This is a genomic window from Allobosea sp. TAF32, from assembly GCF_052113585.1.
Classification (GTDB): domain Bacteria; phylum Pseudomonadota; class Alphaproteobacteria; order Rhizobiales; family Beijerinckiaceae; genus Allobosea.
This window is the reverse complement of record NZ_JBFRDM010000006.1, coordinates 257,293-279,249: the sequence shown is the minus strand read 5'-3', so window position 1 is coordinate 279,249 and position 21,957 is coordinate 257,293. Positions and strand designations below refer to the sequence as shown.

The 21,957-nt window shown below is 66.3% G+C and carries 25 protein-coding genes; 14 read left to right on the top strand and 11 right to left on the bottom strand.

Annotated elements, in window-relative coordinates; genetic code table 11:
• Positions 1–14: 14 nt before the first annotated feature.
• The 5 genes from AB4Z16_RS14955 to AB4Z16_RS14935 all read left to right on the top strand — a co-directional run bounded on the left by AB4Z16_RS14955 (position 15) and on the right by AB4Z16_RS14935 (position 3,513).
• Positions 15–383 carry a DUF2147 domain-containing protein gene (locus tag AB4Z16_RS14955; protein ID WP_441512141.1) on the top strand — a complete coding sequence of 123 codons (369 nt, stop codon included), beginning with the start codon at positions 15–17 and terminating at the stop codon, positions 381–383.
• Positions 384–528: 145 nt separating this feature from the next.
• Entirely contained in the window at positions 529–1,071 is a 543-nt protein-coding gene (locus tag AB4Z16_RS14950; RefSeq protein WP_441512140.1) for a sigma-70 family RNA polymerase sigma factor, read from the top strand.
• Positions 1,068–1,694 (top strand): ChrR family anti-sigma-E factor, encoded by a 627-nt coding sequence (locus AB4Z16_RS14945; RefSeq protein WP_441512139.1) that lies wholly within the window; start codon positions 1,068–1,070, stop codon positions 1,692–1,694. The genes AB4Z16_RS14950 and AB4Z16_RS14945 overlap by 4 nt, the downstream gene beginning before the upstream one ends.
• A 26-nt stretch (positions 1,695–1,720) precedes the next feature.
• Positions 1,721–2,491, top strand: coding sequence for a DUF1295 domain-containing protein (locus AB4Z16_RS14940; RefSeq protein WP_441512138.1), 771 nt, complete (start codon positions 1,721–1,723; stop codon positions 2,489–2,491).
• Positions 2,491–3,513 (top strand): SAM-dependent methyltransferase, encoded by a 1,023-nt coding sequence (locus AB4Z16_RS14935; protein WP_441512137.1) that lies wholly within the window; start codon positions 2,491–2,493, stop codon positions 3,511–3,513. Before AB4Z16_RS14940 ends, AB4Z16_RS14935 begins: the two co-directional genes overlap by 1 nt.
• 23 nt (positions 3,514–3,536) lie before the next feature.
• Here the strand turns inward: AB4Z16_RS14935 and AB4Z16_RS14930 are convergent, their stop codons facing one another.
• On the bottom strand, positions 3,537–3,950 hold the full coding sequence (locus tag AB4Z16_RS14930; RefSeq protein WP_441512136.1) for a DUF2177 family protein: 414 nt from the start codon (positions 3,948–3,950) through the stop codon (positions 3,537–3,539).
• 144 nt (positions 3,951–4,094) lie between these two features.
• On the opposite strand from AB4Z16_RS14930, the gene AB4Z16_RS14925 reads away from it, so the two are divergent.
• Positions 4,095–4,940, top strand: coding sequence for an alpha/beta hydrolase (locus AB4Z16_RS14925; RefSeq protein WP_441512135.1), 846 nt, complete (start codon positions 4,095–4,097; stop codon positions 4,938–4,940).
• Between the two features lie 112 nt (positions 4,941–5,052).
• Here the strand turns inward: AB4Z16_RS14925 and AB4Z16_RS14920 are convergent, their stop codons facing one another.
• Positions 5,053–6,300 carry an MFS transporter gene (locus AB4Z16_RS14920; protein WP_441512134.1) on the bottom strand — a complete coding sequence of 416 codons (1,248 nt, stop codon included), beginning with the start codon at positions 6,298–6,300 and terminating at the stop codon, positions 5,053–5,055.
• A 180-nt stretch (positions 6,301–6,480) separates the two neighbouring features.
• Between AB4Z16_RS14920 and AB4Z16_RS14915 the strand changes: the two genes are divergently transcribed.
• A complete protein-coding gene (locus AB4Z16_RS14915) occupies positions 6,481–7,500 on the top strand; it encodes a 2-dehydropantoate 2-reductase (RefSeq protein WP_441512133.1) in 1,020 nt (339 codons plus the stop codon).
• Between the two features lie 38 nt (positions 7,501–7,538).
• Here AB4Z16_RS14915 and AB4Z16_RS14910 read toward each other — a convergent pair whose 3' ends face one another.
• On the bottom strand, positions 7,539–7,826 hold the full coding sequence (locus AB4Z16_RS14910; protein WP_441512132.1) for an HlyU family transcriptional regulator: 288 nt from the start codon (positions 7,824–7,826) through the stop codon (positions 7,539–7,541).
• 205 nt (positions 7,827–8,031) lie between these two features.
• Here AB4Z16_RS14910 and AB4Z16_RS14905 point away from each other — a divergent pair, with 205 nt between their 5' ends.
• Entirely contained in the window at positions 8,032–8,349 is a 318-nt protein-coding gene (locus tag AB4Z16_RS14905; RefSeq protein ID WP_441512131.1) for a hypothetical protein, read from the top strand.
• Between the two features lie 150 nt (positions 8,350–8,499).
• Positions 8,500–8,751 carry a DUF2798 domain-containing protein gene (locus tag AB4Z16_RS14900; RefSeq protein WP_441512130.1) on the top strand — a complete coding sequence of 84 codons (252 nt, stop codon included), beginning with the start codon at positions 8,500–8,502 and terminating at the stop codon, positions 8,749–8,751.
• Between the two features lie 6 nt (positions 8,752–8,757).
• Here the strand turns inward: AB4Z16_RS14900 and AB4Z16_RS14895 are convergent, their stop codons facing one another.
• From AB4Z16_RS14895 to AB4Z16_RS14870, 6 genes are all read right to left on the bottom strand, one after another.
• Entirely contained in the window at positions 8,758–9,183 is a 426-nt protein-coding gene (locus tag AB4Z16_RS14895) for a secondary thiamine-phosphate synthase enzyme YjbQ (RefSeq protein ID WP_441512129.1), read from the bottom strand.
• 7 nt (positions 9,184–9,190) lie between these two features.
• Complete coding sequence (locus tag AB4Z16_RS14890) at positions 9,191–9,802, bottom strand: LysE family translocator (RefSeq protein WP_441512128.1); 612 nt, start codon at positions 9,800–9,802, stop codon at positions 9,191–9,193.
• Positions 9,803–9,902: 100 nt separating this feature from the next.
• Positions 9,903–10,430 (bottom strand): T6SS effector amidase Tae4 family protein, encoded by a 528-nt coding sequence (locus AB4Z16_RS14885; RefSeq protein WP_441512127.1) that lies wholly within the window; start codon positions 10,428–10,430, stop codon positions 9,903–9,905.
• A gap of 153 nt (positions 10,431–10,583) precedes the next feature.
• The gene (gene rpoD / locus AB4Z16_RS14880; protein ID WP_441512126.1) at positions 10,584–12,596 is read right to left on the bottom strand and encodes an RNA polymerase sigma factor RpoD; all 2,013 of its coding nucleotides are present in this window, start codon (positions 12,594–12,596) and stop codon (positions 10,584–10,586) included.
• A gap of 198 nt (positions 12,597–12,794) precedes the next feature.
• Entirely contained in the window at positions 12,795–14,684 is a 1,890-nt protein-coding gene (gene dnaG / locus AB4Z16_RS14875; RefSeq protein ID WP_441512125.1) for a DNA primase, read from the bottom strand.
• A 219-nt stretch (positions 14,685–14,903) separates the two neighbouring features.
• Entirely contained in the window at positions 14,904–15,365 is a 462-nt protein-coding gene (locus AB4Z16_RS14870) for a GatB/YqeY domain-containing protein (RefSeq protein WP_441512124.1), read from the bottom strand.
• Between the two features lie 155 nt (positions 15,366–15,520).
• Between AB4Z16_RS14870 and carA the strand changes: the two genes are divergently transcribed.
• The 4 genes from carA (at position 15,521) to AB4Z16_RS14850 (ending at position 18,553) form a co-directional block, all read left to right on the top strand.
• Positions 15,521–16,729, top strand: a complete 1,209-nt coding sequence (carA, locus tag AB4Z16_RS14865; RefSeq protein ID WP_441512123.1) for a glutamine-hydrolyzing carbamoyl-phosphate synthase small subunit — start codon at positions 15,521–15,523, stop codon at positions 16,727–16,729.
• A gap of 27 nt (positions 16,730–16,756) precedes the next feature.
• A complete protein-coding gene (locus AB4Z16_RS14860) occupies positions 16,757–17,086 on the top strand; it encodes an NIPSNAP family protein (RefSeq protein WP_441512122.1) in 330 nt (109 codons plus the stop codon).
• A 172-nt stretch (positions 17,087–17,258) separates the two neighbouring features.
• Positions 17,259–18,077, top strand: a complete 819-nt coding sequence (locus AB4Z16_RS14855; RefSeq protein WP_441512121.1) for a prephenate dehydrogenase/arogenate dehydrogenase family protein — start codon at positions 17,259–17,261, stop codon at positions 18,075–18,077.
• A gap of 35 nt (positions 18,078–18,112) precedes the next feature.
• Positions 18,113–18,553 carry a group III truncated hemoglobin gene (locus tag AB4Z16_RS14850; protein ID WP_441512120.1) on the top strand — a complete coding sequence of 147 codons (441 nt, stop codon included), beginning with the start codon at positions 18,113–18,115 and terminating at the stop codon, positions 18,551–18,553.
• Between the two features lie 105 nt (positions 18,554–18,658).
• On the opposite strand, the gene AB4Z16_RS14845 is transcribed toward AB4Z16_RS14850, so the two are convergent.
• The gene (locus AB4Z16_RS14845; protein ID WP_441512119.1) at positions 18,659–19,591 is read right to left on the bottom strand and encodes a LysR family transcriptional regulator; all 933 of its coding nucleotides are present in this window, start codon (positions 19,589–19,591) and stop codon (positions 18,659–18,661) included.
• A 91-nt stretch (positions 19,592–19,682) separates the two neighbouring features.
• Between AB4Z16_RS14845 and AB4Z16_RS14840 the strand changes: the two genes are divergently transcribed.
• Positions 19,683–20,591, top strand: coding sequence for a DMT family transporter (locus AB4Z16_RS14840; protein WP_441512118.1), 909 nt, complete (start codon positions 19,683–19,685; stop codon positions 20,589–20,591).
• An 8-nt stretch (positions 20,592–20,599) separates the two neighbouring features.
• Here AB4Z16_RS14840 and AB4Z16_RS14835 read toward each other — a convergent pair whose 3' ends face one another.
• On the bottom strand, positions 20,600–21,859 hold the full coding sequence (locus tag AB4Z16_RS14835) for a class I SAM-dependent methyltransferase (RefSeq protein ID WP_441512117.1): 1,260 nt from the start codon (positions 21,857–21,859) through the stop codon (positions 20,600–20,602).
• Positions 21,860–21,957 lie beyond the last annotated feature (98 nt).

The window sequence follows — 21,957 nt, the reverse complement described above, 5'->3', positions numbered from 1 at the left end:
GAAAGGACACCGCCATGAGGCGTCTGCTGCTCGCTCTCGCGCTGGTTTCGTCTTCGGCTGCTGGCGCGGCCGCCGCCGATCTCGATGGAACGTGGCTACGCGACGACGGCAATGCGCGCGTGCGCATCGCGCCATGCGGCGACAAGATTTGCGCCACCAACCTCTGGATCGGCGACACCAGCAAGGGCGAGGCGGCTGGCGACAAGCTCATCATGACGCTTGCGCGTCAGCCCGACGGAACGTTCTCGGGAAATGCCTATGACCCCAAGCGCGACTGGAATTATTCGATGACGATCACGGCGACGGCCGGCGCGCTCACCACGCGCGGCTGCATCCTGGGGCGCCTGATCTGCCGTGACGTGAACTGGAAGGCCGTCGAGTGACGGTGGATGATGTCACCGCCGAAGTCGGGCCGGTGATCCGATGCGACGACGCCCACGTATTTCGCATATGGTTCCCGCACTCGCCCTGACTGTCGATGGCATGCGCAAGGCGGGAGCTATCGCGCAAGGAGGTCGGTTCGTCGTCTTGTTCGACCCCAACATATTGATTGCCGCCATTGCGCGCTCGGGCGACCGGGCGGCCTTTGCAGCGCTGTTCGATCATTTCGCGCCGCGCGTGAAGGGATTGCTGATGCGCGGTGGAACCTCGGCCGAGCTCGCCGAGGAGGTCGCGCAGGAAACGCTGCTCGCCGTCTGGCGCAAGGCGGCGCTGTTCGACCCCGAGAAGGCGAGCGCCTCGACCTGGATCGCGACGATCGCGCGCAATCTGCGCATCGATATCGCCCGCCGGGAAACCCGTTCGCGACTGTCGCAAGTGTACGAGATTCTGGATGAAGACTCCCCCGAAATGCCCGATGCGACGCTCTCCGGCGCCGAACGTGACGCGCGCGTACGGGCAGCGATGACGCAGCTCTCGACCGATCAGTACCGCGTGGTCGAACTCGCCTTCCTTGAAGGCTTCAGCCATCAGGATGTTGCCCGCCGCCTCGCCATCCCGCTCGGCACAGTGAAATCGCGGCTACGCCTGGCACTGTCGCATCTGCGCAGCCGGCTGGAGGATCTGCGATGAGCATCATGCATCGCCCATCCGACGAGACGCTCGCCGCATTCGCCGCAGGGCAGCTCGACGAGGGCTTCGCATTGGTCGTCGCCTGTCATATCGAGGCGGATCGGAAGAGCCGGCAGCGGCTGCGGGAACTCCAGGCCGTGCAGGGCGCGCTGCTGGATGCTGTGGAGCCCGTCGCGATGGCGTCCGGCCCACGCGATGCGGGCACCGCGGCAGGGGAAATTCCGGTATCGGTTGCGGCCGCCCCGACGCCCGAGGCCGGGATGCCGCAGGTGCTGCGCCCTTACGGCCTCGGTCCCTGGCGCCCGATCGGCATCCGCATCGCCATGCGGCGCATCGAGGTTCCCGGCGCCGAGGCTCGTGTCTTCATGCTGCGCGCCGGGCCGGGCATCGCTTTGCCCCATCACAAACATAGCGGCCTCGAATGGACCACGATCCTCTCCGGTGCCTATGAGCACGAATATGGACGCTATGCGTCCGGCGATTTCGACGAAGCGGATTCCGAGCACGACCACACCCCGCGCGTCGATCCCGTCGAAGGCTGCACCTGCATCGTCGCCATGACCGGCAACGTGCTGTTCCAGGGCTGGCTCGGGCGCTTGCTGCAGCCGCTGGTGCGGCTGTGACGATCGCCTCCTTCGCCGGAGCTGCGGTGTTTACGGCCCTGGCGATGTCCGCCTTCATGTCGCTGGCCGCGTCGATCGAGCGCCGGACCGGCAATTCCGGCTGGATCGACGTGGTCTGGACCTTTGGGCTGGGTTCCACGGGCATCGTTGCCGCGCTGCTGCCTTTCGGGTCGGGCCCGATGTCGCGGAGATTGCTGGTGGCCGGCCTCGCTCTCGCTTGGGCGCTGCGCCTCGGCATGCATATCGCACACCGCACGAGCGGCATCGCCGAAGACCCGCGCTATGCCAAACTCAAGCGCGATTGGGGCACCGAGGCGGCGCCTCGGATGGTCCGGCTGCTCCAGATGCAGGCGCTGGTCAGCATCCCGCTGGCGCTGGGGATCGTCCTGGCGGCCCATAATCCCGCGCCTTCGCTGGGCTCGCGCGATCTCGCAGGGTTGGCCGTGTTCGTCGCCGGCCTGGCGGGCGGCGCCCTCGCGGACGCGCAGTTGCGCGCTTTCGCTCGTTCGGGAAAGGGCGGGGTCTGCGAGCGTGGCCTGTGGGGCTGGTCGCGGCATCCCAATTATTTCTTCGAATGCCTTCTCTGGTGTTCCTATGCGGTGATCGCTCCCGGAGCCGGCTATCCCTGGGGCTGGCTCGCCTTGCTGGCACCGGCCTGCATCACTGTGCTGCTCACCCGCATCTCCGGCATCCCGCCACTGGAAGAGCACATGCTCGCCAAGCACGGCGACGCCTATCGCGCATACCAGCATCGCACCAGCGCCCTGATCCCGCTGCCGCCGAAAGGAGCGACGTGATGACGATCATGCAAAGGCTCTCGACCTGGGGCGAAGGGCTGCCCGTGCCCGATGCCGTCAGCCGCATGGTGATCGCGTCGTTGGTCGGGCGCACCGATCGGTCGCTCGCCGCGCAATCGGCCGACGCCGCGGCCTTCGCCCGCGCGATGGCGACGTTCCCCATCGCCGTCCATACCGACGCCGCCAACGCCCAGCACTACGAGCTGCCTGCCGCCTTCTTCGATCTGGTCCTGGGCCCTCGGCGCAAATACTCCTGCTGCTACTACGCCGACCCTGGCGACACGCTTGCGGCAGCGGAAGAGACGGCCCTGCAACTCACGGCGGAGCATGCCGATCTCGCCGATAGGCAGGACATCCTCGAGCTTGGCTGTGGCTGGGGCTCTCTGTCCCTGTGGATGGCGGAACGCTATCCGAAGGCGCGGATCGTCTCGGTCTCCAATTCGACCTCGCAACGCGCCTATATCGAGGAGCAGGCGCGGCGCCGCCATCTTGGAAATCTGCGCGTCGTCACCGCGGACATGAACGACTTCGCGTCGCAGCAGCGTTTCGATCGCGTCGTCTCGGTCGAGATGTTCGAGCACATGGCGAACTGGCGCGCGCTTCTCGGGCGGATTCGCGGCTGGCTGAAGCCGGACGGCCGGCTGTTCATCCATGTCTTCGCTCACAGGCAGGGCTGCTATCGCTTCGATGCCGCCGACGCGGGCGACTGGATCGCCCAGCATTTCTTCACCGGCGGCCTGATGCCGAGTGCCGCGCTCGCGCACCAGTTCCCAGATCTCTTCGACGTCGAGGACGAGTGGCGCTGGAGCGGCGAACACTACCGGGCGACCGCCGAAGACTGGCTGGCGAATTTCGATCGCAACCTGCCGATGATCGATCCCATCCTGCGACAAGTCTACGGTGCGGAAGCGCCGCTGTGGCGCCGGCGTTGGCGCCTGTTCTTTCTGGCAACGAGCGGGCTGTTCGGCCATGCGAGCGGCGATGTCTGGGGTGTCCATCACTACAGACTGCGCGCTACCTGAGGGGACTGGCCGGTAAGGGACGGCTAAACCCAGCCCCAGTCGGCCGCACGGCGGACGACGCCATAGGCGATCCATGTGCACAGACCGACGACGACCGTGCCATAGACGATGTCCGCGAGCGTGATCGTCAGAGTCCAGGGCCGCAAGGTGGCGTAGTTCGTCAGGTCGTAGGTCGCATAGGCGAGCAAACCGATGAGCGCGCCATTCAGCAACGCAGTGCTTGCGCTCCCATCCCGCAGCGCGGGCATCAGCGCGAAATAGATCACGCCGAGCGGGAAGCCGAAATAGAACAGAGCAGCCGGCCAGTATCGCACCTGCTCGACGATCAGGTCGCCGAGTGCGGGCCTATAGAGCACAGCGGTCATCGTGCCCAGCCAGATGGCATCGCTGATTCCGAACGCGACGAGGAAGGCGATGTAACCGGCAACGAAGCGCATGATGACCTCCCGGGTTGTGTGGAGGATACGCCGGGAATGCCGAAGCGGTTCAGTATCGCATCCGGCCTCTGCGCCATCCGGCGAACAGATCCATCGCGGCACACGAGGCGTATGATTTCGCACGCTCCTCCGGCCGATGGCGACATGACGACCAAGATTTCCCGCCGCGCTATCATTCCGATGCTCGCTGCAGCGCCTCTCCCGGGCTGCGCAGCCCTCAGGCCTGGCGGCTTGGCCGAGGGCAAGCGCGACGTCGCCTATGGCTCGCATCCTCGGCAGCGCATGGACATCTATGTGCCGCGCGCTGCCGGAGCGGCTCCAAGGCCGGTCGCCTTCTTCGTTTACGGCGGTTCATGGGCCAGCGGAGACAAGGAGACCTATGCCTTCGTCGGAGACGCCCTCTCCTCGCGCGGCTTCGTCACCGTGATTGCTGACTATCGCCTGGTCCCGGAGGTCCGCTTTCCGGCCTTCATCGAGGACGGCGCGCTGGCGCTGCGCTTCGCGCACGACAATATCGCCAGCTTCGGCGGCGCGTCCCAGGCGATACACCTGATTGGGCATTCCGCCGGCGCGTATAACGCGATGATGCTGACCTTGGACAAGCGCTACCTTGCCGCCGCCGGGCTTCATGCGAGCGCGATCCGTTCCACCGTCGGCCTCTCGGGCCCCTATGACTTTCTCCCGCTCGACATCGACGTCACGAAGCAGGCGTTCGGCAACGCCCACGACCTGGCCCAGACACAGCCGGTGAACTTTGCCCGGCGCGACGCCCCGCCGATCCTTCTGGCGACGGGCTCTGAAGATACGACGGTCCTGCCGCGCAACAGCGAGCGCCTTGCGCAAGCGCTCAGAAGAGCCGGCGCCAAATCGGTGTCGCTAAAGATCTATCCAGGGCTCGGGCACGCGGGAACGGCGACATCCATCGCTCGGTTGTTGCAATGGCAGGCGCCGGTTCTCGACGATCTCGTCGCCTTTCTCAACGCGACGTGACGCATAACTTTGGCATTTTGCCGGCAGCGGATGCGCCACCAGCTTGGGCGCGCCCCGTCGCAATACCCTTCATCCGCAAGGACCCGGAAGGGCATGTCTGGTGCTTCGGCACCTACCGCCCCGCCTCGCCGGCGAGCTGAGCCGGCGGCGCAGGGCGCCGCGACCGCAGCATCAGCCAGCAGACCACGCTCAGATTGACGAGGTTCCAGGCAAGGCCGTTGAGGAAGGCCATCCGGTAGGAGCTGAAATAGTCGAAGATCACGCCCGACAGATAGCCGCCGACCGCCATGCCGAGCACCGTCGCCGACATCACGAGGCCGATCCGCACGCCGGCCTGCTTGGCCGGCAGGTATTCGCGAATGACGACCGCGTACATCGGCACGATGCCGCCCTGGAACAGACCGAAGATGCCGCTGACGACATAGAGCGAGGTCAGCCCGTCGAACCAGAGATAGAGGAAGAGCGCGACGCCCTGCATCAAAGATCCCAGCGCCAGCGTCGCCACCCCGCCGATCCTGTCGGCGACGAAGCCCGAGCCGACGCGGCTGATGATGCCGAGCAGCATCATCAGCGACAGCATCTCGGCGCCGCGGGCGACGCCGTAGCCGAGGTCGCCGCAATAGGCGACGATATGCACCTGCGGCATCGCCATCGCCACGCAGCAGGCGAAGCCGGCGACGCAGAGCAGGAGCTGGAGCTGGTTGGCGCTGAGGCCGAGATCGCCGCGCGCCCCGGCACTATGCGCCTCAGCGGCTGCGAGCGTGGCGGCTGTGGGCTGGCGGCGGAAGAACGGGGCCAGCGGCAGCATCACCACCAGCGCCACGACGGCGATGCCGAAATGGGTGGCGCGCCAGCCATGATGGGCCAGCCCCCAGGTGATGACCTGCGGCCAGACCACGCCGGCGAGATAGCTGCCCGAGGCACCGCAGACCACGGCAAGCCCGCGATGGCGGCGGAACCAGTGCGACAGGTCGGAGATCAGCGGCGAGAAGCCTGCCGCGCTGCCCATCCCGATCAGCAGCCCATGCGCCAGCGCGAACTGCCAGAGCGAATGCGACAGCCCCGCCGCGGTGTAGCCGGCGGCCAGCAGCAGAGCCCCGGCGATGATCGGCACCGTGATGCCATAGCGGTCCGCGACCCGGCCCATGACGATGTTGCCGGCGCCGAAGCCGAGCATGGCGAAGGTATAGGGCAGCGAGGCGCCCGCGCGCAGCGTCTCGAACTCGCCCTGCATCGCCGGCAGCACCACCACGACCGACCAGGAGCCGACGCAGGCGACGGTGCCGATCACCAGCGCAACGGCAAGGCGCAGCCAGGCATAGGGAGAATCGGGCTGATAACGGTCGGCAGGCTGGGACATGTTTCCTCGGCGGCCACCTGTTTGGAGATGGCTCTTCTCCCGGCAGCTTTAGCGACTGGGACGTCCCGGACAAGGGCACCGGGGGCAGGGCCGCCGCGCGACCGCAGCAGGATCGCCTTGCCGAGAGCGCTTGATGCCTCTCCGCTTTGACGGGACACCGGAACGGCTGGAGCGCGCGACATGACGAGGATCTGCATCTACGGCGCCGGGCTGATCGGCTGCTATATCGGCGGGCGCCTCCTCGCCACAGGCAGCGATGTCCGCTTCGTCGGGCGCCCCGCCATGGGCGAGGTGCTGGCGCGCGAGGGCCTGAGCATCTCGCATTACGACGGCCGCGACTGGCATGTACCGCCCGCTTCGATCGTCTTCGGCTCGGATGCCGCGATGGCTTCGGGCGCCGATCTCGTTCTCGTCACCGTCAAATCAGGCGGCACGGCCGTGGCCGCTCGCGATCTGGCGGAGGTTCTGCCTCCTGCGGCCGCCATCGTCAGCTTCCAGAACGGCCTCGGCAACGGCGCCCTGTTGCGCGATCTCCTGGATGATCGCACCGTTCTCGACGGCATGGTGCCGTTCAATGTCGTCTCCAAGGGACCTGGCAGGTTCCACCAGGCCTCGGAAGGAAACCTCTATGTGCAGGCCGGCGGCGACGCCGATAAACGCCTCGCGATCTTCGACCGGGCCCGGCTGGCGCTCACGCGGCCGGTCGACATGCGCTCCGTCCAGTGGGCCAAGCTGCTCCTCAACCTCAACAACGCCGTCAATGCGCTCGCAAACCTCCCGTTGAAGCAGGAACTGTCGCAACGCGGCTATCGACGCTGCCTGGCCAAAGCGCAGCGCGAGGCGCTGTCTCTTCTCGGCAAGGCGGGCATCGCGCCGGCGCGGCTCACTCCATTGCCCGCGCGGTGGATCCCGGCCCTGCTCGAATTGCCGAATTTCGTCTTCAGCGTGCTGGCGCGGCGCATGCTCGCCATCGATCCGAGCGCGCGCTCCTCGATGGCCGAAGACCTCGCGGCCGGCCGCCCGACCGAGATCGACTGGATCAATGGCGAGGTGGTCCGGCTCGCGGCAAGCCTCCGACGCGCCGCCCCCGTCAATGCCCGGCTTTGCGAACTCGTCCATGACGCCGAAGCCCAGAGTCTGCGGACCTCATGGACCGCAGACCAGCTTTTGGGAGCGCTGCGGCGGCTCCCCGGCAAATAGCGCGCTTTGGGCGGCTTCGACGGCACCCGCGCCGATGCTCAGCGGAAGATGCGCTCGCCTTCCATGTCGACGATCTGCTGGCCCTTCACCAGGGTGAAGTCTGCGGCTTCGGCCTGTCCCGGGAAGCGGTCGGCGCGGATGAAGCGATGGCTCTTCGTCTCGCCGTCGATCACCTTCTCGATGACGCCGCAAAGCTGGTACTGGCCGCCCTCCTGATAGGGCGTCGCATGAATGGTGAAACCGTTGTGCTCGATGCTCTTGACCGGGCCGGCCGGCTTCTCCTCCGCGGGCTTGCGACCGCCGAACAGTGTTTTGAAGAAAGACATGGCACCTCCGGATTGCTTGCCGCTGATATAGGACAGGAGCCGCGCCAAGGGGAGCACTGTTTCGGCATGCCGAAAGCGGCGCGTCTCGCTGCTTCAAGCGCTTGAACGACCGTACGGAACTTCCCACATCCAATCTGTTCTGGGCGGTCGCAAGACTTGCCGTCGTCGTGCCGCCCGGGCGGCCGCTTCCGGACAGGAGGTGGCCATGACGTTGATCAAGGTCCTGATGATCGCTGGATTGGCGGGGGTGGCGTTTTCGCCCAGCGCCCTCGCCCAGAAAGCTGCGCCGCACGAGACGCCCTGTGCCGAACGCGCCCATGTTGCCGAAAAACTCCGCGAGACTTTCGGCGAGCGCATGGTCGGGAGTGGCCTGACCGATAGCGGCGTCCTGTTCGAGCTCTATGTCGGCCCCGCCAGCACCTGGACCTTGCTCGCCACCACGCCCGCCGGCGTCAGCTGCCTCGTCGGCGCCGGCGAAGCCTGGGAGCCCCTGCCCAGCCCAGACATATTCGTGGCGCGGTAGACGGCTTGGCACGATCCCGGCAATCGACTATGGAGCCATCATCGGGCTCCGTTCCCGTTCGTAAGCGTCTCACGTCAGGCAACGCGTCCAGCCGGCCCATGGCCGCATCGGATGCATCCGAACGGCCTGCCACTTGCGAAAGCCTGACCTATGCCTCGCCCTGTCTTCCGCCGCCTGCCCGCCCGCTACGCCGGGGTGGCGATGCCGTTCTTCCTATCCGTGCTGATGACCTTCGTCGTCTCCGGCATCTCGACGCTGAAGGCGCTGGGCCCGACGGCCGAATTCCTGCAGACCTGGCCCGGCTCCTGGGCCCTTTCCTGGATCGTCGCCTTCCCGACCCTGCTGCTGGTGTTGCCTGTGGTCCGGCGCCTCGTCGCGCTGGTCGTCGCCCCGCCGGCTTGAACGCTGCTAGGCGCCGAGGTGCAGCGCGACCTCGCGCCGATGCGGCCTCGCCCGGTGCTCGAAGAGATAGATCCCCTGCCAGGTTCCGAGCGCGAGGCGCCCGCCCATCACCGGAACCGAGAGGGAAACCGGGGTCAGCGCCGCCTTGATATGGGCGGGCATGTCGTCGGGCCCCTCCGCGCGATGGACGAGATAATCCATCGCCGGATCAACCGCGGATGGCACCAGCCGGCGAAAAAACGCGTCGAGATCCCGCTGCACATCGGGATCGGCATTTTCCTGTATCAGCAAGGAGCAGGAGGTATGTCGCACGAACAGCGTCAGCAAGCCGCTGGTCTCCCCGCCCGCACGCACGAAGGCGACGGCGCGGTCGGTGAACTCGTAAAGCCCCGGTCCGCGCGTATCGATCGTCAGGATTGCCTGGCGCGACATCGCCGTTTCATCGCTCGGTGAGAGCAAGCTTGGCGCCGAGCGCGACGAAGGCGGCCGCGAAGCTGCGGCGCAGCCACGCCATCACCGCCGGGCGGCCGATGACCTTGTCGCGCATCGCAGCCGCGAAGAGCCCGTAGAGCGCGAAGACGATGAAGGTCATCGCCATGAACACGCCCGAGAGTTCCAGCATCCGCGCCATCGGACTGGCTTCATCCGCCGCGATAAACTGCGGCAGGAAGGCGACGAAGAAGATCGAGAGCTTGGGGTTGAGCAGGTTGATCGCCAGCCCGTCGCGCAGCACGAGCCAGGCCGAGCGCGCATCCGCCTCGGTTTCGACCTTGAGCGCCCCATGCTCCTTCAGCGTCTGCCAGGCCATGTAGAGCAGATAGCCGACGCCGGCATATTTCACGATGGCGAAGGCGAGCGCGCTGGCATGCAGCAGCGCCGCGATGCCCATCATCGCCGCGATCAGATGCGGCACGATCCCGATCGTGCAAGCGAAGGCGGCGAGCACGCTCGCTTGGCTGCCGCGCGTGAGGCCGGCGGCGATAGTGTAGAGCGCGCCCGTTCCCGGCGAAGCGACGATGATCAGCGAGGTGAGGAGGAATTCTGGGGACATGAGGCCTCCGGGCAGTTGGCTCCAAGAAGCCTCTTCCAACCGGCGAGATCAAGTGCCCGGCAACGCTGGGTCGCCATCGCGGTGTCCGATGCACTTTGCTTCAGCGCGCCATCCAGAAATAGAGCTGGCCGTCATGGCTGTTGCCGCTGAGCAGATACTCCTCGGCGACCATGTTGATGCCGTTGAACAGATCCCAATGATCGCCATTCACGCGCTGGAAGAACAGGAAGGACGTGCTCTTGTCGCCTTCCGTCTGGTAGCAATCCTCCAGATAAAGCACGCCCTTCTTGCCGAGCACCGAACGCCATACCTTGTTCGAGGCGCCCTTGACGTCCGGCTCACCATAGACCCGCCGGACTCGCGGCTCCAGTTCCGCTGCCCGGATGAAGAAATTGGCGCTGAGCGTGCCCATCGGGCGCGCTCCACCCACGGGTCCGGCATCGCCATTCACCCGGCTCGCGATCTTCGCCAGATGCTCGATCGTGGCATCGTCCTCCGAGGGCGTCAGCCGCAGCGTATAGCCCATGCAGATCGCACAACGATTGGTGGCATCGCCGACCGTCTTCTTCGCCCAGGGTCGGACCGTCGCGAACCGTTCGGCAAGCGCAGCATAGGTAAATGGCAGCATCGTGCGGTTTCGAGCCTCTACGATCGAGTGGCGTAGCAGCGTACCCTGCTTCGCCCGCTCTCAAGCCGCATCCTGCGTTCGTGGGACATCCTCCGACAGGCTGTCGGAGGGCACATATGAAAAAGGCCGGCGTTGCGGCCGGCCTTCTTTGGATCAGTTGTCCAGGAAGCTCCGGAGCTTCCGGCTCCGGCTCGGATGCTTCAGCTTCCGGAGCGCCTTCGCCTCGATCTGGCGGATGCGCTCGCGGGTGACGCTGAACTGCTGGCCGACCTCTTCCAGCGTGTGGTCGGTGTTCATGCCGATGCCGAAGCGCATGCGCAGCACGCGCTCCTCGCGCGGGGTGAGCGAGGCGAGCACGCGCGTCGTCGTCTCGCGCAGATTGCTCTGGATCGCCGCGTCGATCGGCAGGATCGCGTTCTTGTCCTCGATGAAGTCGCCGAGATGCGAATCCTCCTCGTCGCCGATCGGCGTCTCCAGGGAAATCGGCTCCTTGGCGATCTTCAGGACCTTGCGCACCTTTTCCAACGGCATGGCCAGCTTCTCGGCCAGCTCCTCCGGCGTCGGCTCGCGGCCGATCTCGTGCAGCATCTGGCGCGAGGTCCGCACGATCTTGTTGATCGTCTCGATCATGTGGACGGGGATGCGGATCGTGCGGGCCTGGTCGGCGATCGAGCGGGTGATCGCCTGCCGGATCCACCACGTCGCATAGGTCGAGAACTTGTAGCCGCGACGGTACTCGAACTTGTCGACCGCCTTCATCAGACCGATATTGCCTTCCTGGATCAGGTCGAGGAACTGCAGGCCGCGGTTCGTGTACTTCTTGGCGATCGAGATCACGAGACGCAGATTCGCCTCGATCATCTCCTTCTTCGCCTGCCGGGCCTCGCGCTCGCCCTTCTGGACCATCAGCACGATCTTGCGGAATTCCTGGATTTCCAGGCCGGTCTCGGAGGCGAGCGTGTGCACCTCCTCGCGCAGTTGCTTGATCCGCTCCAGCTCCGACCCAACGAATTCCTTCCAGCCGCGCGAGCCCAGCTTGGAAACGCGCAGCACCCATTTCGGGTCGAGCTCGCCGCCGACATGCTGCTTGAGGAAGTCCTCGCGGCCGACGCCATAGCTCTCGGCGAGGCGCAGCAGGCGCGTCTCATGGCCGATCAGGCGCTTGTTGATGTCGTAGAGCTGCTCGACCAGCGCCTCGATGCGGTTGTTGTTGAGCGAGAGCGACTTCACCGCGGTGATGATGTCGTCCTTGAGCTTCTTGTATTTGCGGTCCTGCGACGGCGAGAGCTTGGTGTTCTCCAGCCGGTTGGCGATGTCCTGGTCCTGCAGGCGGCGCAGCTTCTTGTAGTCGTCGGCGATGGCGTTGAACGTCTCGAGCACGCGCGGCTTGATTTCGGCTTCCATGGCCGAAAGCGACACGTTGTTCTCGATGTCGTCGTCGTCCATTTCGGGCGGAGCTTCGCCCTCGGCGGCCTCGGCCTGCTCGCCTTCCTCGCCCTCCTCCTCGCCGGACACGGCCGGGTTCTTGCCGTCCGGGCCGGCATAGGTCGCTTCGAGATCGATGATGTCGCGCAGCAGCACCTTGCCGTCGACGAGCTCGTCGCGCCAGATGATGATGGCCTGGAAGGTCAGCGGGCTCTCGCAGAGCCCGGCGATCATCGCCTCGCGGCCGGCCTCGATGCGCTTGGCGATGGCGATCTCGCCCTCGCGAGAGAGAAGCTCCACCGAGCCCATCTCGCGCAGATACATGCGCACCGGATCGTCGGTGCGCTCGGTCGGCTCGAGATTACGCTTGGTTTCGGCCGGAAGCGCCGGGCGCGAGGCATCGACCAGATCGCCGCCCTCGGCCTCGTCGTCGTCGCTGCCGGCGGCATCCTTGCGGTTGGCACGTTCCTCGCCGGCCGCTTCCGGATCCTCGTTGTCGACGACGTTGATGCCCTGCTCGCTGAGCTGGCCGAGCACGTCCTCGATCTGCTCGGAAGAGAACTCCTCCGAGGGCAGCACTTCGTTCAGTTCGTCATAGGTCACATAGCCGCGCTTCTTCGCGAGCTTGATCATGCGCCTTACGGCCTGATCGGTCAGATCGAGCAACGGGCCGTCGGTAGTCGGGGGGGCGTCGGGCGCGACCTGATCGGTCTTTTCCCGTTCGCTCGCTTTCGTCGCCATCAATCAGCGCTCCGCATTCGCGCGCCGGCGATGACAAGAGCTGTCATGTACCGACGCATAAAAGGGCGGCGCGACCGCAGGCCCGGCGCGCTCACCCACCCAAATCCATTCGCAGATGGCACCAGACGTCGTTGACGAATCGTGAACCACCCCGCAGCCCCGCGCGCATCGAACCTGCGTCCACCATTCGCTGGGCTATCAATCTCCGGACATGGCCTCGGTGCCGTCGATTGTCTCGAGGCGGGCCTTCACGTCCTTGATCCAGGCGAAATTGGCTTCGGTCGCGTCGTCAGCCAATGCGCGCTCGGCTGCTCTCAACTCGCTATTTAGCGTTCGCGCGCGATGATGCAAGACGATGGCCTGATGAATCGAGTCAAAAACCGATTCAGGATCAGCATCTTGTGCCAGTTTGCGCCTCTCTGCGGGGCCGGTGACAGCCATGAGTTGATTGCGGGCCTCCCGCACACGCGGCTGTACCAGCCGATTCGCCAGGATCTCCAGGTCGAGCTTGTCCTCCACCGCATCGAGCAGCGCCTGACGGAAGCGTTCGGCGGCCGGACCGTCGAGCGACAGCTCGGCAATTTCGTCGGCGCAGCGCAGGATGAGATCGGGATGGCTCGCCAGCGCTAGCAGGATGAAGGCCTCGCGCTGATCCTCACCGCGCAGCTTCGCCATCATCCGCGACTGGGTCACCGCGCTCGAGGCCTTGAGCGGTCCAGCGAGCCAAGGGGGCACCTGCCGGCCGAAGCCGCCGCGCCCTGCGCCCTTACCGCGTTGAAAATTTGCCCCACCGCCGCGTTCCGGCCGGGCCGGGGCGGCGCTGGCGAAGAGCTGCGCCAGCCGCTCATCCATCTCGCGGCGATAGTGCTTGCGCGTGGTCTCGTCGCGGATCTGCCCGAGCGGCTCCTTCAGCCGGCGCTCGAACGCGGCTCGGCGCTCCGGCGTGTCGAGCGGCCCGGCCTCGACCTCGCGTTGCCAGAGCATGTCGACCAGCGGACGCGCCGCCGCAACCACCTCCGCGATCGCCTGCCGCCCGCCCGAGCGGGCGAGATCGTCGGGGTCCTGCCCGTCCGGCAGCAGCGCGAAGGAGAGCGACTTGCCCGGTTCGAGCATAGGCAACGCCAGATCGATGGCGCGGCTCGCCGCCTTGCGCCCGGCCTTGTCACCGTCGAGGCAGATCACCGGCTCGTCGGCCATGCGCCAGAGCAACCCGAGTTGGTCCTCGGTCAGCGCCGTGCCGAGCGGCGCCACCGTCTGCGGGAACCCCGAAAGCGACATGGCGATGACGTCGACATAGCCCTCGACCACGATCACCTGCCCGGTGTCGTGGGCGGCCTTGCGGGCATTGTGGTGGTTGAACAGGAGATGGCCCTTGTGGAAGAGCGGCGTCTCCGGCGAGTTCAGATATTTCGCCGCGACCTCGGCGCTCATCGCCCGCCCGCCAAAGGCGACGACGCGTCCGCGCGAATCGTGGATCGGGAACATCACACGGTCGCGGAAGCGGTCATAGGGCACGGCGATCTCCTCGCCATGCACGAGCAGCCCCGCCTCCATCATCAGCTCGGCTGGCACGCCCTTGCCGGCAAGATGGTCCCGCAGTGCGAAGCGATCCACCGGGCCGTAGCCGAGGCGAAAGCGCGTACGCGCCTCGCCGTCGAGGCCGCGCGTCGCGAGATAGCGCCGAGCCGAGCCGCCGCGATCGCCCATGAGCTCGGCCTCGAAGAACTGCGCCGCGAGCTCCACGACCTCGTGCAGCCCCTTGCGCTTCTCTTCCTGGACCTGCGCCTCGTGCGTGATCTTCGGCAGGATGACGCCGGCTTCCGCGGCGAGCTTCTCGACGGCTTCCGGGAAGGAGAGCCCCTCGGTCTCCATCACGAATTTGAAGATGTCGCCGTTCTTGCCGGAGGAGAAATCGAAGAACGACGCCTTCTGGTCGTTGACGAAGAAGGATGGCGTCTTCTCGGCATTGAAGGGGGAAAGCCCCTTCCATTCGCGTCCGGCCTTCTGGAGGCGCACGCGTTTGCCCACGACCGCCGAAACCGGCAGCCGCGCCTTGATCTCCTCAAGGACGGAGGGCGGGAATTTCATGTTTCCTGATGTGGCCTCTGCGTGTCGGAAAGCCAACCTCGAACATGGCCTCGACAGAGCTTGTCGGGAATATCCACAAGGGGAGGCGTCCAAGCAGGCTCGTCATTCCCGGGCGAAGCACAGCTTCGACCCGAGAATCTCATGACCAGAGGGCGCGAGTTTCCGAGATGCTCGGGTCAAGCCCGAGCATGACGGCCTGAGCTTTTCGGCCGCGCCGGCTCAGCCGCCGAGCGCGGCCTTCACCATCGGGCTGACCTTGCCGAAATCCATCTGGCCGGCATAGGCCGCGCGCAGGGCGGCGATGACCTTGCCCATGTCCTTGACGGCGGTCGCGGCGGTCTCGGCGATGGCCTTGTCGATCGCGGCCTTCACCTCCTCGTCCGACATCTGCTTGGGCAGATAGGAGGAGATCACCGCGACCTCGGCGCGCTCGCCATCGGCGAGCTCGGGGCGGTTGTTGGCGTCATAGATCGCGATCGATTCCTGGCGCTGCTTGATCATCTTCTGGAGGACGCCGAGGATTTCGTCAGCCGTGGCCTCGCCCTTGCCGGCGCCGCGCGCCTCGATGTCCTTTTCCTTCAGCGCCGCCTGGATCAGACGGATCGCGCCGACCCTGCCCTTCTCGCCGGCCTTCATCGCTTCCTTGAGGTCGCCGGTGAAGCGCTCGCGCAAGCTCGTCATCTCGTTGTTCCTTTTTCTCTTGTGCGGCCTGCGCCTGCCTTGATTGACGGGCAGCGCCCGGCTCTTTATGGCTCGCGTTCCAGATCGGCGGAGCGGATTTCTGCAGCCCCGCCTCCGCATTCTGCCGCTGGCGCGGCCTGGACCGAGACATAGACATGACCGCCTCCGAAGGAAACCCCGCCGATAGCGGCTGGATCGAACCGCGCGCGACCGCGCTCCTCGTGCTCGCCGACGGCACGGTGCTGGAAGGCTTCGGCCTCGGCGCCGTGGGCGAGGCGCCGGGCGAGGTCTGCTTCAACACGGCGATGACCGGCTATCAGGAAATCCTGACCGACCCGTCCTATGCCGGACAGATCATCACCTTCACCTTCCCGCATGTCGGCAATGTCGGCGTGAACGAGGAGGATACCGAGACGGTGAACGCCGCCGCTTCTTCCGGCGTGCGCGGCTGCGTGCTGCACGCCGCCATCACCGAGCCTTCGAGCTGGCGCGCTAACCGCCATTTCGACGCCTGGCTTAAAGCCCGCAACATCGTCGGCATCTGCGGTATCGACACCCGCGCCCTCACCGCGCTGATCCGCGACAACGGCATGCCCAACGCCATCCTCGCCCACAGCCCGGACGGCGTCTTCGACATCGACCGGCTGAAGAAGCTGGCGGCGGAGCTGCCCTCCATGGCCGGCCTCGACCTCGTCCCGCTCGTCACCGCCGCCCAGCGCTACGACTGGGACGAGACGCCCTGGGTCTGGCCGGCCGGCTATGGCAAGCGCGAAACCAGCGACTTCAAGGTCGTCGCCATCGACTACGGCGTGAAGCGCAACATCCTGCGCCTGCTCGCGAAGGCTGGCTGCGACGTCACCGTGGTGCCCTCGACCGCGACGGCCGAAGACATCCTGGCGCTGAATCCCGATGGCATCTTCCTCTCGAACGGCCCTGGCGACCCGGCTGCGACCGGCGAATACGCCGTGCCGGTGATCAGGCAGCTGCTCGACCGGAAGATCCCGACTTTCGGCATCTGCCTCGGCCACCAGATGATGGCGCTCGCCATCGGCGGCCAGACGATGAAGATGAAGCAGGGCCATCACGGCGCCAACCACCCGGTGCAGGACAAGACCACCGGCAAGGTCGAGATCGTCTCGATGAACCATGGCTTCGCCGTCGATCCGGCGAGCCTGCCGGCCAATGCGGTCGAGACCCATGTGTCGCTCTTCGACGGCTCGAACAGCGGCATCGCACTCACCGACCGCCCGGCCTTCAGCGTCCAGCACCACCCGGAGGCCTCGCCCGGCCCGCAGGACAGCCACTATCTCTTCAACCGCTTCGTGGAATTGATGGTGGCGGAAAAGGGCAAGAAGGCCGCCTGACGGCCGCCACGACGAGAGGAGGCAGGCATGATCCACCAGTTGCGCATCTACGAGATCTTCGAGCGCAACAAGGCGGCCTTCCATGCCCGCTTCCGCGACCATGCCGCCCGCATCATGGCGCGCCACGGCTTCAGGATCGTGGCGATGTGGGAGACGGCCAGCGCCGGGCGCACCGAGTTCGCTTACATCCTCGCCTGGCCGGACATCGAGACGAAGGCCAAGGCCTGGGCGAGCTTCATGGCCGATCCGGAATGGAGCGAGATCAAGCGCACCACCAAGATCGAGCATGGCGACATGGTCGGCGCGATCGAGGACCGCACGCTGACGCCGACCGCCTATTCGCCGAAGCTCGATTGACAGCGCCGCACCCGCACGCTTTAAGTGCGTCATGATCAGCCTGCTGACCTTTCTTCACGGCTATTACGCCCCGTCCTCATAGAGGCGGTGGCATTCCCATGTTCAACCGCCGCGCTGGCGGTTGAATTCAGGCAGATCACCCGGCATCGCGGCCCACCACCGGACCAGAGCGATGTCTTCCAAAATCAGCACCATCTCCACCATCGGCATCATGGGCTTCGGCGCCTTCGGCCGCCTGATGGCCCGTCATCTCCAGCCGCATTTCGCCTTGCGCGTCTGCGACCCCGCGCAACCGCCCGAACCGGACCTATCAGGCAAGGGGCTCCTGCCGGTCAGCCCCGCTGAGGCGGCCGCTTGCGACCTCGTGATCCTGGCCGTGCCAGTCCCGGCGATCCCAGAAGCGCTCTCGGTGCTGCGCCCCCATCTCAAGGCCGGCGCCGTCATGCTCGATGTCGGCTCGGTCAAGATCGGCCCGGCCAGCGCCATGCAGGCGGCGCTGCCCGATGATGTCGAGATCATCGGGACGCATCCGCTTTTCGGCCCGCAGAGCGCCCGCAATGGCCTCGCCGGGCTCAGGATCGCGCTCTGTCCTATCAGGGGCGGCAGCGCGCCGCGCATCGCCGCCTTCCTGCGCCGCGTCCTCAAGCTCAAAGTCATCATGACGACCGCCGATGCCCATGATCGCGAGGTTGCGATGGTGCAGGGCCTGACCCACCTCATCGCCAAGATCCTGGTCCGCATGGAACCGCTGCCCCGGACGATGACGACGGCGAGCTTCGACCTCCTGATGCAGGCGACCGAGATGGTCCGCTACGACGCACCCAACGTCTTCATGGCGATCGAGCGCGCAAACCCACATGCCAAGGCGGTGCGGGACCGCTTCTTCGCGCTCGCCGAGGAGATGCGGCTGTTCCTGGAGGATGGCCATGCCGAAGCAGCACAGCCGGCCGCCGACCTGCCTCACAAGGTCGCAGAGGTCGCGCAGGCCTAGCCTTTGCGATCCTCCCCTACGAGAATACCGGAAACATGAACGTCCCTGCGATGACCGACAATCCCCTGACCCACCCGGGCGCTGCCCATCCCGACCTGCGCGAGCCGATGATCGCGGAGCTCGTCCGCACCTTCTATGCGAGGGCGCGACAGGACAAGCTGATCGGCCCCGTCTTCGCAGCGGCCGTCGAGGACTGGGACGAGCATATCGCCAAGATCACCGATTTCTGGAGCGGCGTGATGCTGCGCAGCGGCCGCTACAACGGCCGCCCGATGCGCCCGCACCTGATCCTGCCGCTGAAAGGCGAGCATTTCGACCGCTGGCTCGACCTGTTCGAGATCACCGCGCACGAGGTCTGTCCGCCCGAGATCGCGCAGGCCTTCATCGTCCGGGCGCGGCGCATCGCCGACAGCTTCGAGATGGCGCGCGCCAGCCAGCGGGGCGAATTCGCGGCTCCGCGTCATAGCTTGCGCTGAATGCAGTCCGTCATTCTCGGGCTTGTCCCGAGAATCTCAGGCCGAAAGAGATTTCGGCACCTGCTGGTCACGAGATGTTCGGGTCGAGCATGACGCAGATACGGCTCAGGCCGCCCGCGCCTCGCGATTCAGGAACGCCTCGCTCTCGGCTGGCGCGGCACCTGCCTCGCGCGCGATCCGCTCAGCCAGCGCCGCAGCCGATGGGCGAAGCGCTCCCAGCGGCCGGTCGAGCCAATAGGAAACCGGGTTCAGTGCCTCGCGCGCATCGACCCTGACGATCCGTCCCACCGCCAGTTGCTCGCGCGCCAAAGGCGGCCGCGCCAGCGCGATGCCGAGGCCATGCGCGGCCGCATCGAGCACCAGATTGTAGTCCTCGAAGCGCCGATCCTGCGGGCGCGGACGGTAGTCCAGCCCCTGCGCCGCGAACCAGGCCTTCCAGCCGGCGGCGTCGGAATCATGGATCAGTGGCTGCGCCAGCAGCCGCTCCGGTGCCCCCTCCCCGATTGCGGCGGCGATCTTCGGCGAGGCGATCGGGAAGCACCATTCCTCGAACAGCTTCAGTGAGAGCCGGTCCGGCGCGCCGCCGCGCCCGCAGCGAATGCCGAGATCGACGCCCTCCTCCTCGAAATCCACCTTGCGATGCTCGACCTGCAGCACGATCCGCAATGAGGGCGTCCCCGCCTCCAGCACAGCCAGTCTCGGCATCAGCCAGAGTGCACAGACCGAGGGCGGCGCGCTGACCCGCACCACCGAAGCACCTCGCGCCTCGCGCCAGCGTTCCGACGTATCGGCAATCAACGCGAAGGCCTCCTGCGTCCGCTGGAGCAGGCGCTGGCCCTCCGGCGTCAGCGAAACCCCGCGCGCCTGCCGCAGGAAGACGCGCAGGCCCAGCCAATGCTCGAGCTTCGCGATCTGCCGGCTGACAGCGCCATGCGTCAGGTTCAGGGCCTCGGCGGCGGCCGAGAAGCTGCCGGTGCGCGCCGCAGCCTCGAAGGCACGCAGGGTATCGAGCGGCGGCAGGTTCGAGCTGTGATCCATCCTCACAGCTCATGCGCGAATTGATCGTTTGTCAATCAGCTCGCCGAGGCGTCTATCGGGAACAACCTTTTGTCACCGATGGATCGACGCCATGTCCTCCTCAAGCTGCGCCACTCCCGCGCTGACCTCTTCGGGTTCCCAGCGCCTCGACCCCACGCTGCTCTTCACCGTCACCTTCACGGTGATGGCCTGGGCCTCCTCCTTCCCGGCGATCCGGGCCGGGCTCGCCGGCTTCGGCCCGGCCGAGATGGCGGCGCTGCGCTTCGCGCTTGCCGGCGTTCCCGCCGCGCTTTTCCTCGTCGCGACCCGGGCGAAGCTGCCTGAACGCGCCGACATCTGGCGCTTCCTCGTCGGCGGCGTGATCTTCATCGCGGGCTATGCCCTGCTGCTCAATTTCGGCCAGCGCGTCGTGCCGGCAGGTCCCGCCGCCTTCATCATCAACACCAACCCCATCATGACGGCCGTGCTCGCCATGATGATCCTCAGCGAGCGCTTCAGCCTGACCGCCTGGCTCGGCACGGCACTCTCCTTCGCCGGCATAGGCGTCATCGCGCTCGGCAAGGGGCTCGATGTCGAGATCGGCATGAGCGTGCTCTTGATCCTCGGCGCCGCCTTCTGCAACGCCATCACCACGGTCGTGCAGAAACCGCTCTTCGCCCGCTACAAGCCGCTCCATGTCGCGGCCTGGAACATGGCGATCGGCGGCTTCGTGCTGCTGCCCTTCCTGCCTTCCGCAATCGCACAGGCGCAGGTCGCCCCCGCCGTCTCCTTTTGGTCGGTGGTCTATCTCGCCGCCGTGCCGAGCCTGATCGCCTACGGCACCTGGGCGATCACCCTCTCGCGCCTGCCGGCCGCTCGCGCCGCGAACTTCCAATACGCAGTCCCACCGGTGGCGATGCTGATCGGCTTCCTCTGGCTCGGCGAGGTGCCGACGCTCTTCGGCCTGATCGGCGGCGCCATGGCGCTGGCCGGCGTGGTGGTGGTCAACCTGAAGCGCTGAGCTATGAGCTAGAAGCCCTTCGCCGCTAGCGCCTTCTCGTCATCGGCGATGTAGTCGCGGATGATCGGGACGGCGCTCTTGTGCGGTCCGAGCAGCAGCTGGAACACCATGTCGCCGCCGATGTCGAACGAGATCGAGCAGGCGCAGAGATAGAACTCCCACATCCGGGCGAAGCGCTCGCCCATCATGCCGACCACCTCCTCGCGCCTGGCCATGAAGCGCTCGCGCCAGGCTTCGAGCGTCCAGTGGTAGTGCCGCCGCCAGAACTCGCAATCGGAGGACCACAGCCCGGTCTGCTCCACCGCCGCGAACACCTCCGACAGTGCCGGCGCATAGCCACCGGGGAAGATGTATTTCTCGAAGAACGGCCCGGTGAAGCCGGGCGGCCCGGCGCGGCCGATGCAGTGGACGAGAGCGATCCCGTCCGGCGTCAGCAAGTCGCGGATGCGCTCGAAATACTCGCCGTAATGCGCGACGCCGACATGCTCCATCATGCCGACCGAGACGATGCGGTCGAACGTTCCGGTGAGCTCCCGGTAGTCCTTGTTGATGAAGGTCACGGCATCGCCGACGCCGGCGGCGTCGGCGCGTTGCTGCGCCGCCGCCATCTGGTCGGGCGAGACGTTGAGGCCGGTCACCTTGGCGCCGCAGGCCTTGGCCAGATAGATCGCCAGTTCGCCCCAACCCGAGCCGATATCGAGCACGCGCATGCCCGGCTCGATCTTGAGCTTGGCGGCGATATGCCGGAGCTTGGCCTTCTGCGCGTTCTCCAGCCCCACCTCGGGACTGTGCCAATACGCGCAGGAATAGGTCATCGTTTCGTCGAGCCAGAGCCGGTAGAAATCGGTCGGGATGTCGTAGTGGTGCTTGACCTTCTTGCCGGCGAGGCCGAGCGGGTTGTGCATGCGCCAGCGCCGGATGCGGAAGCGCACCTGCCGAATCGCCTTCTGCAGCGGATGCTTCCGCAATTCCTTGCGCTGCAGCCAGAACAGCGTCAGCAGGTCGTGGATCGTGCCTTCCTCGAAGTCGATCCGGCCATCCATGTAGCCTTCGGCCAAGGCGAGCTCGGGATTGAGGAAGAGTTCCCGCTCGATGCGGTCGTCATGGAAGCGAACGGTGACCGACGGCGCCACCTTGCGCACGCCGGCGAACAACATCTCGGCCGGACCGGGCCCGAAGGCATGGCGCTTCCCGTCCGGAGTGATGACAGTCAGGCGTCCCTGCCGGACGAACCCCTTGAGCAATCGCGGCAGCAGCAGCATCGGCATCCCCCTCCCGCGCGTCCCCGACTCGCGGACGCATTCACGACTTAAGCGGAAACGGACGCGTCCCGGAACCCCGGCTGTTGCGGAGCCACGCCGCTTGC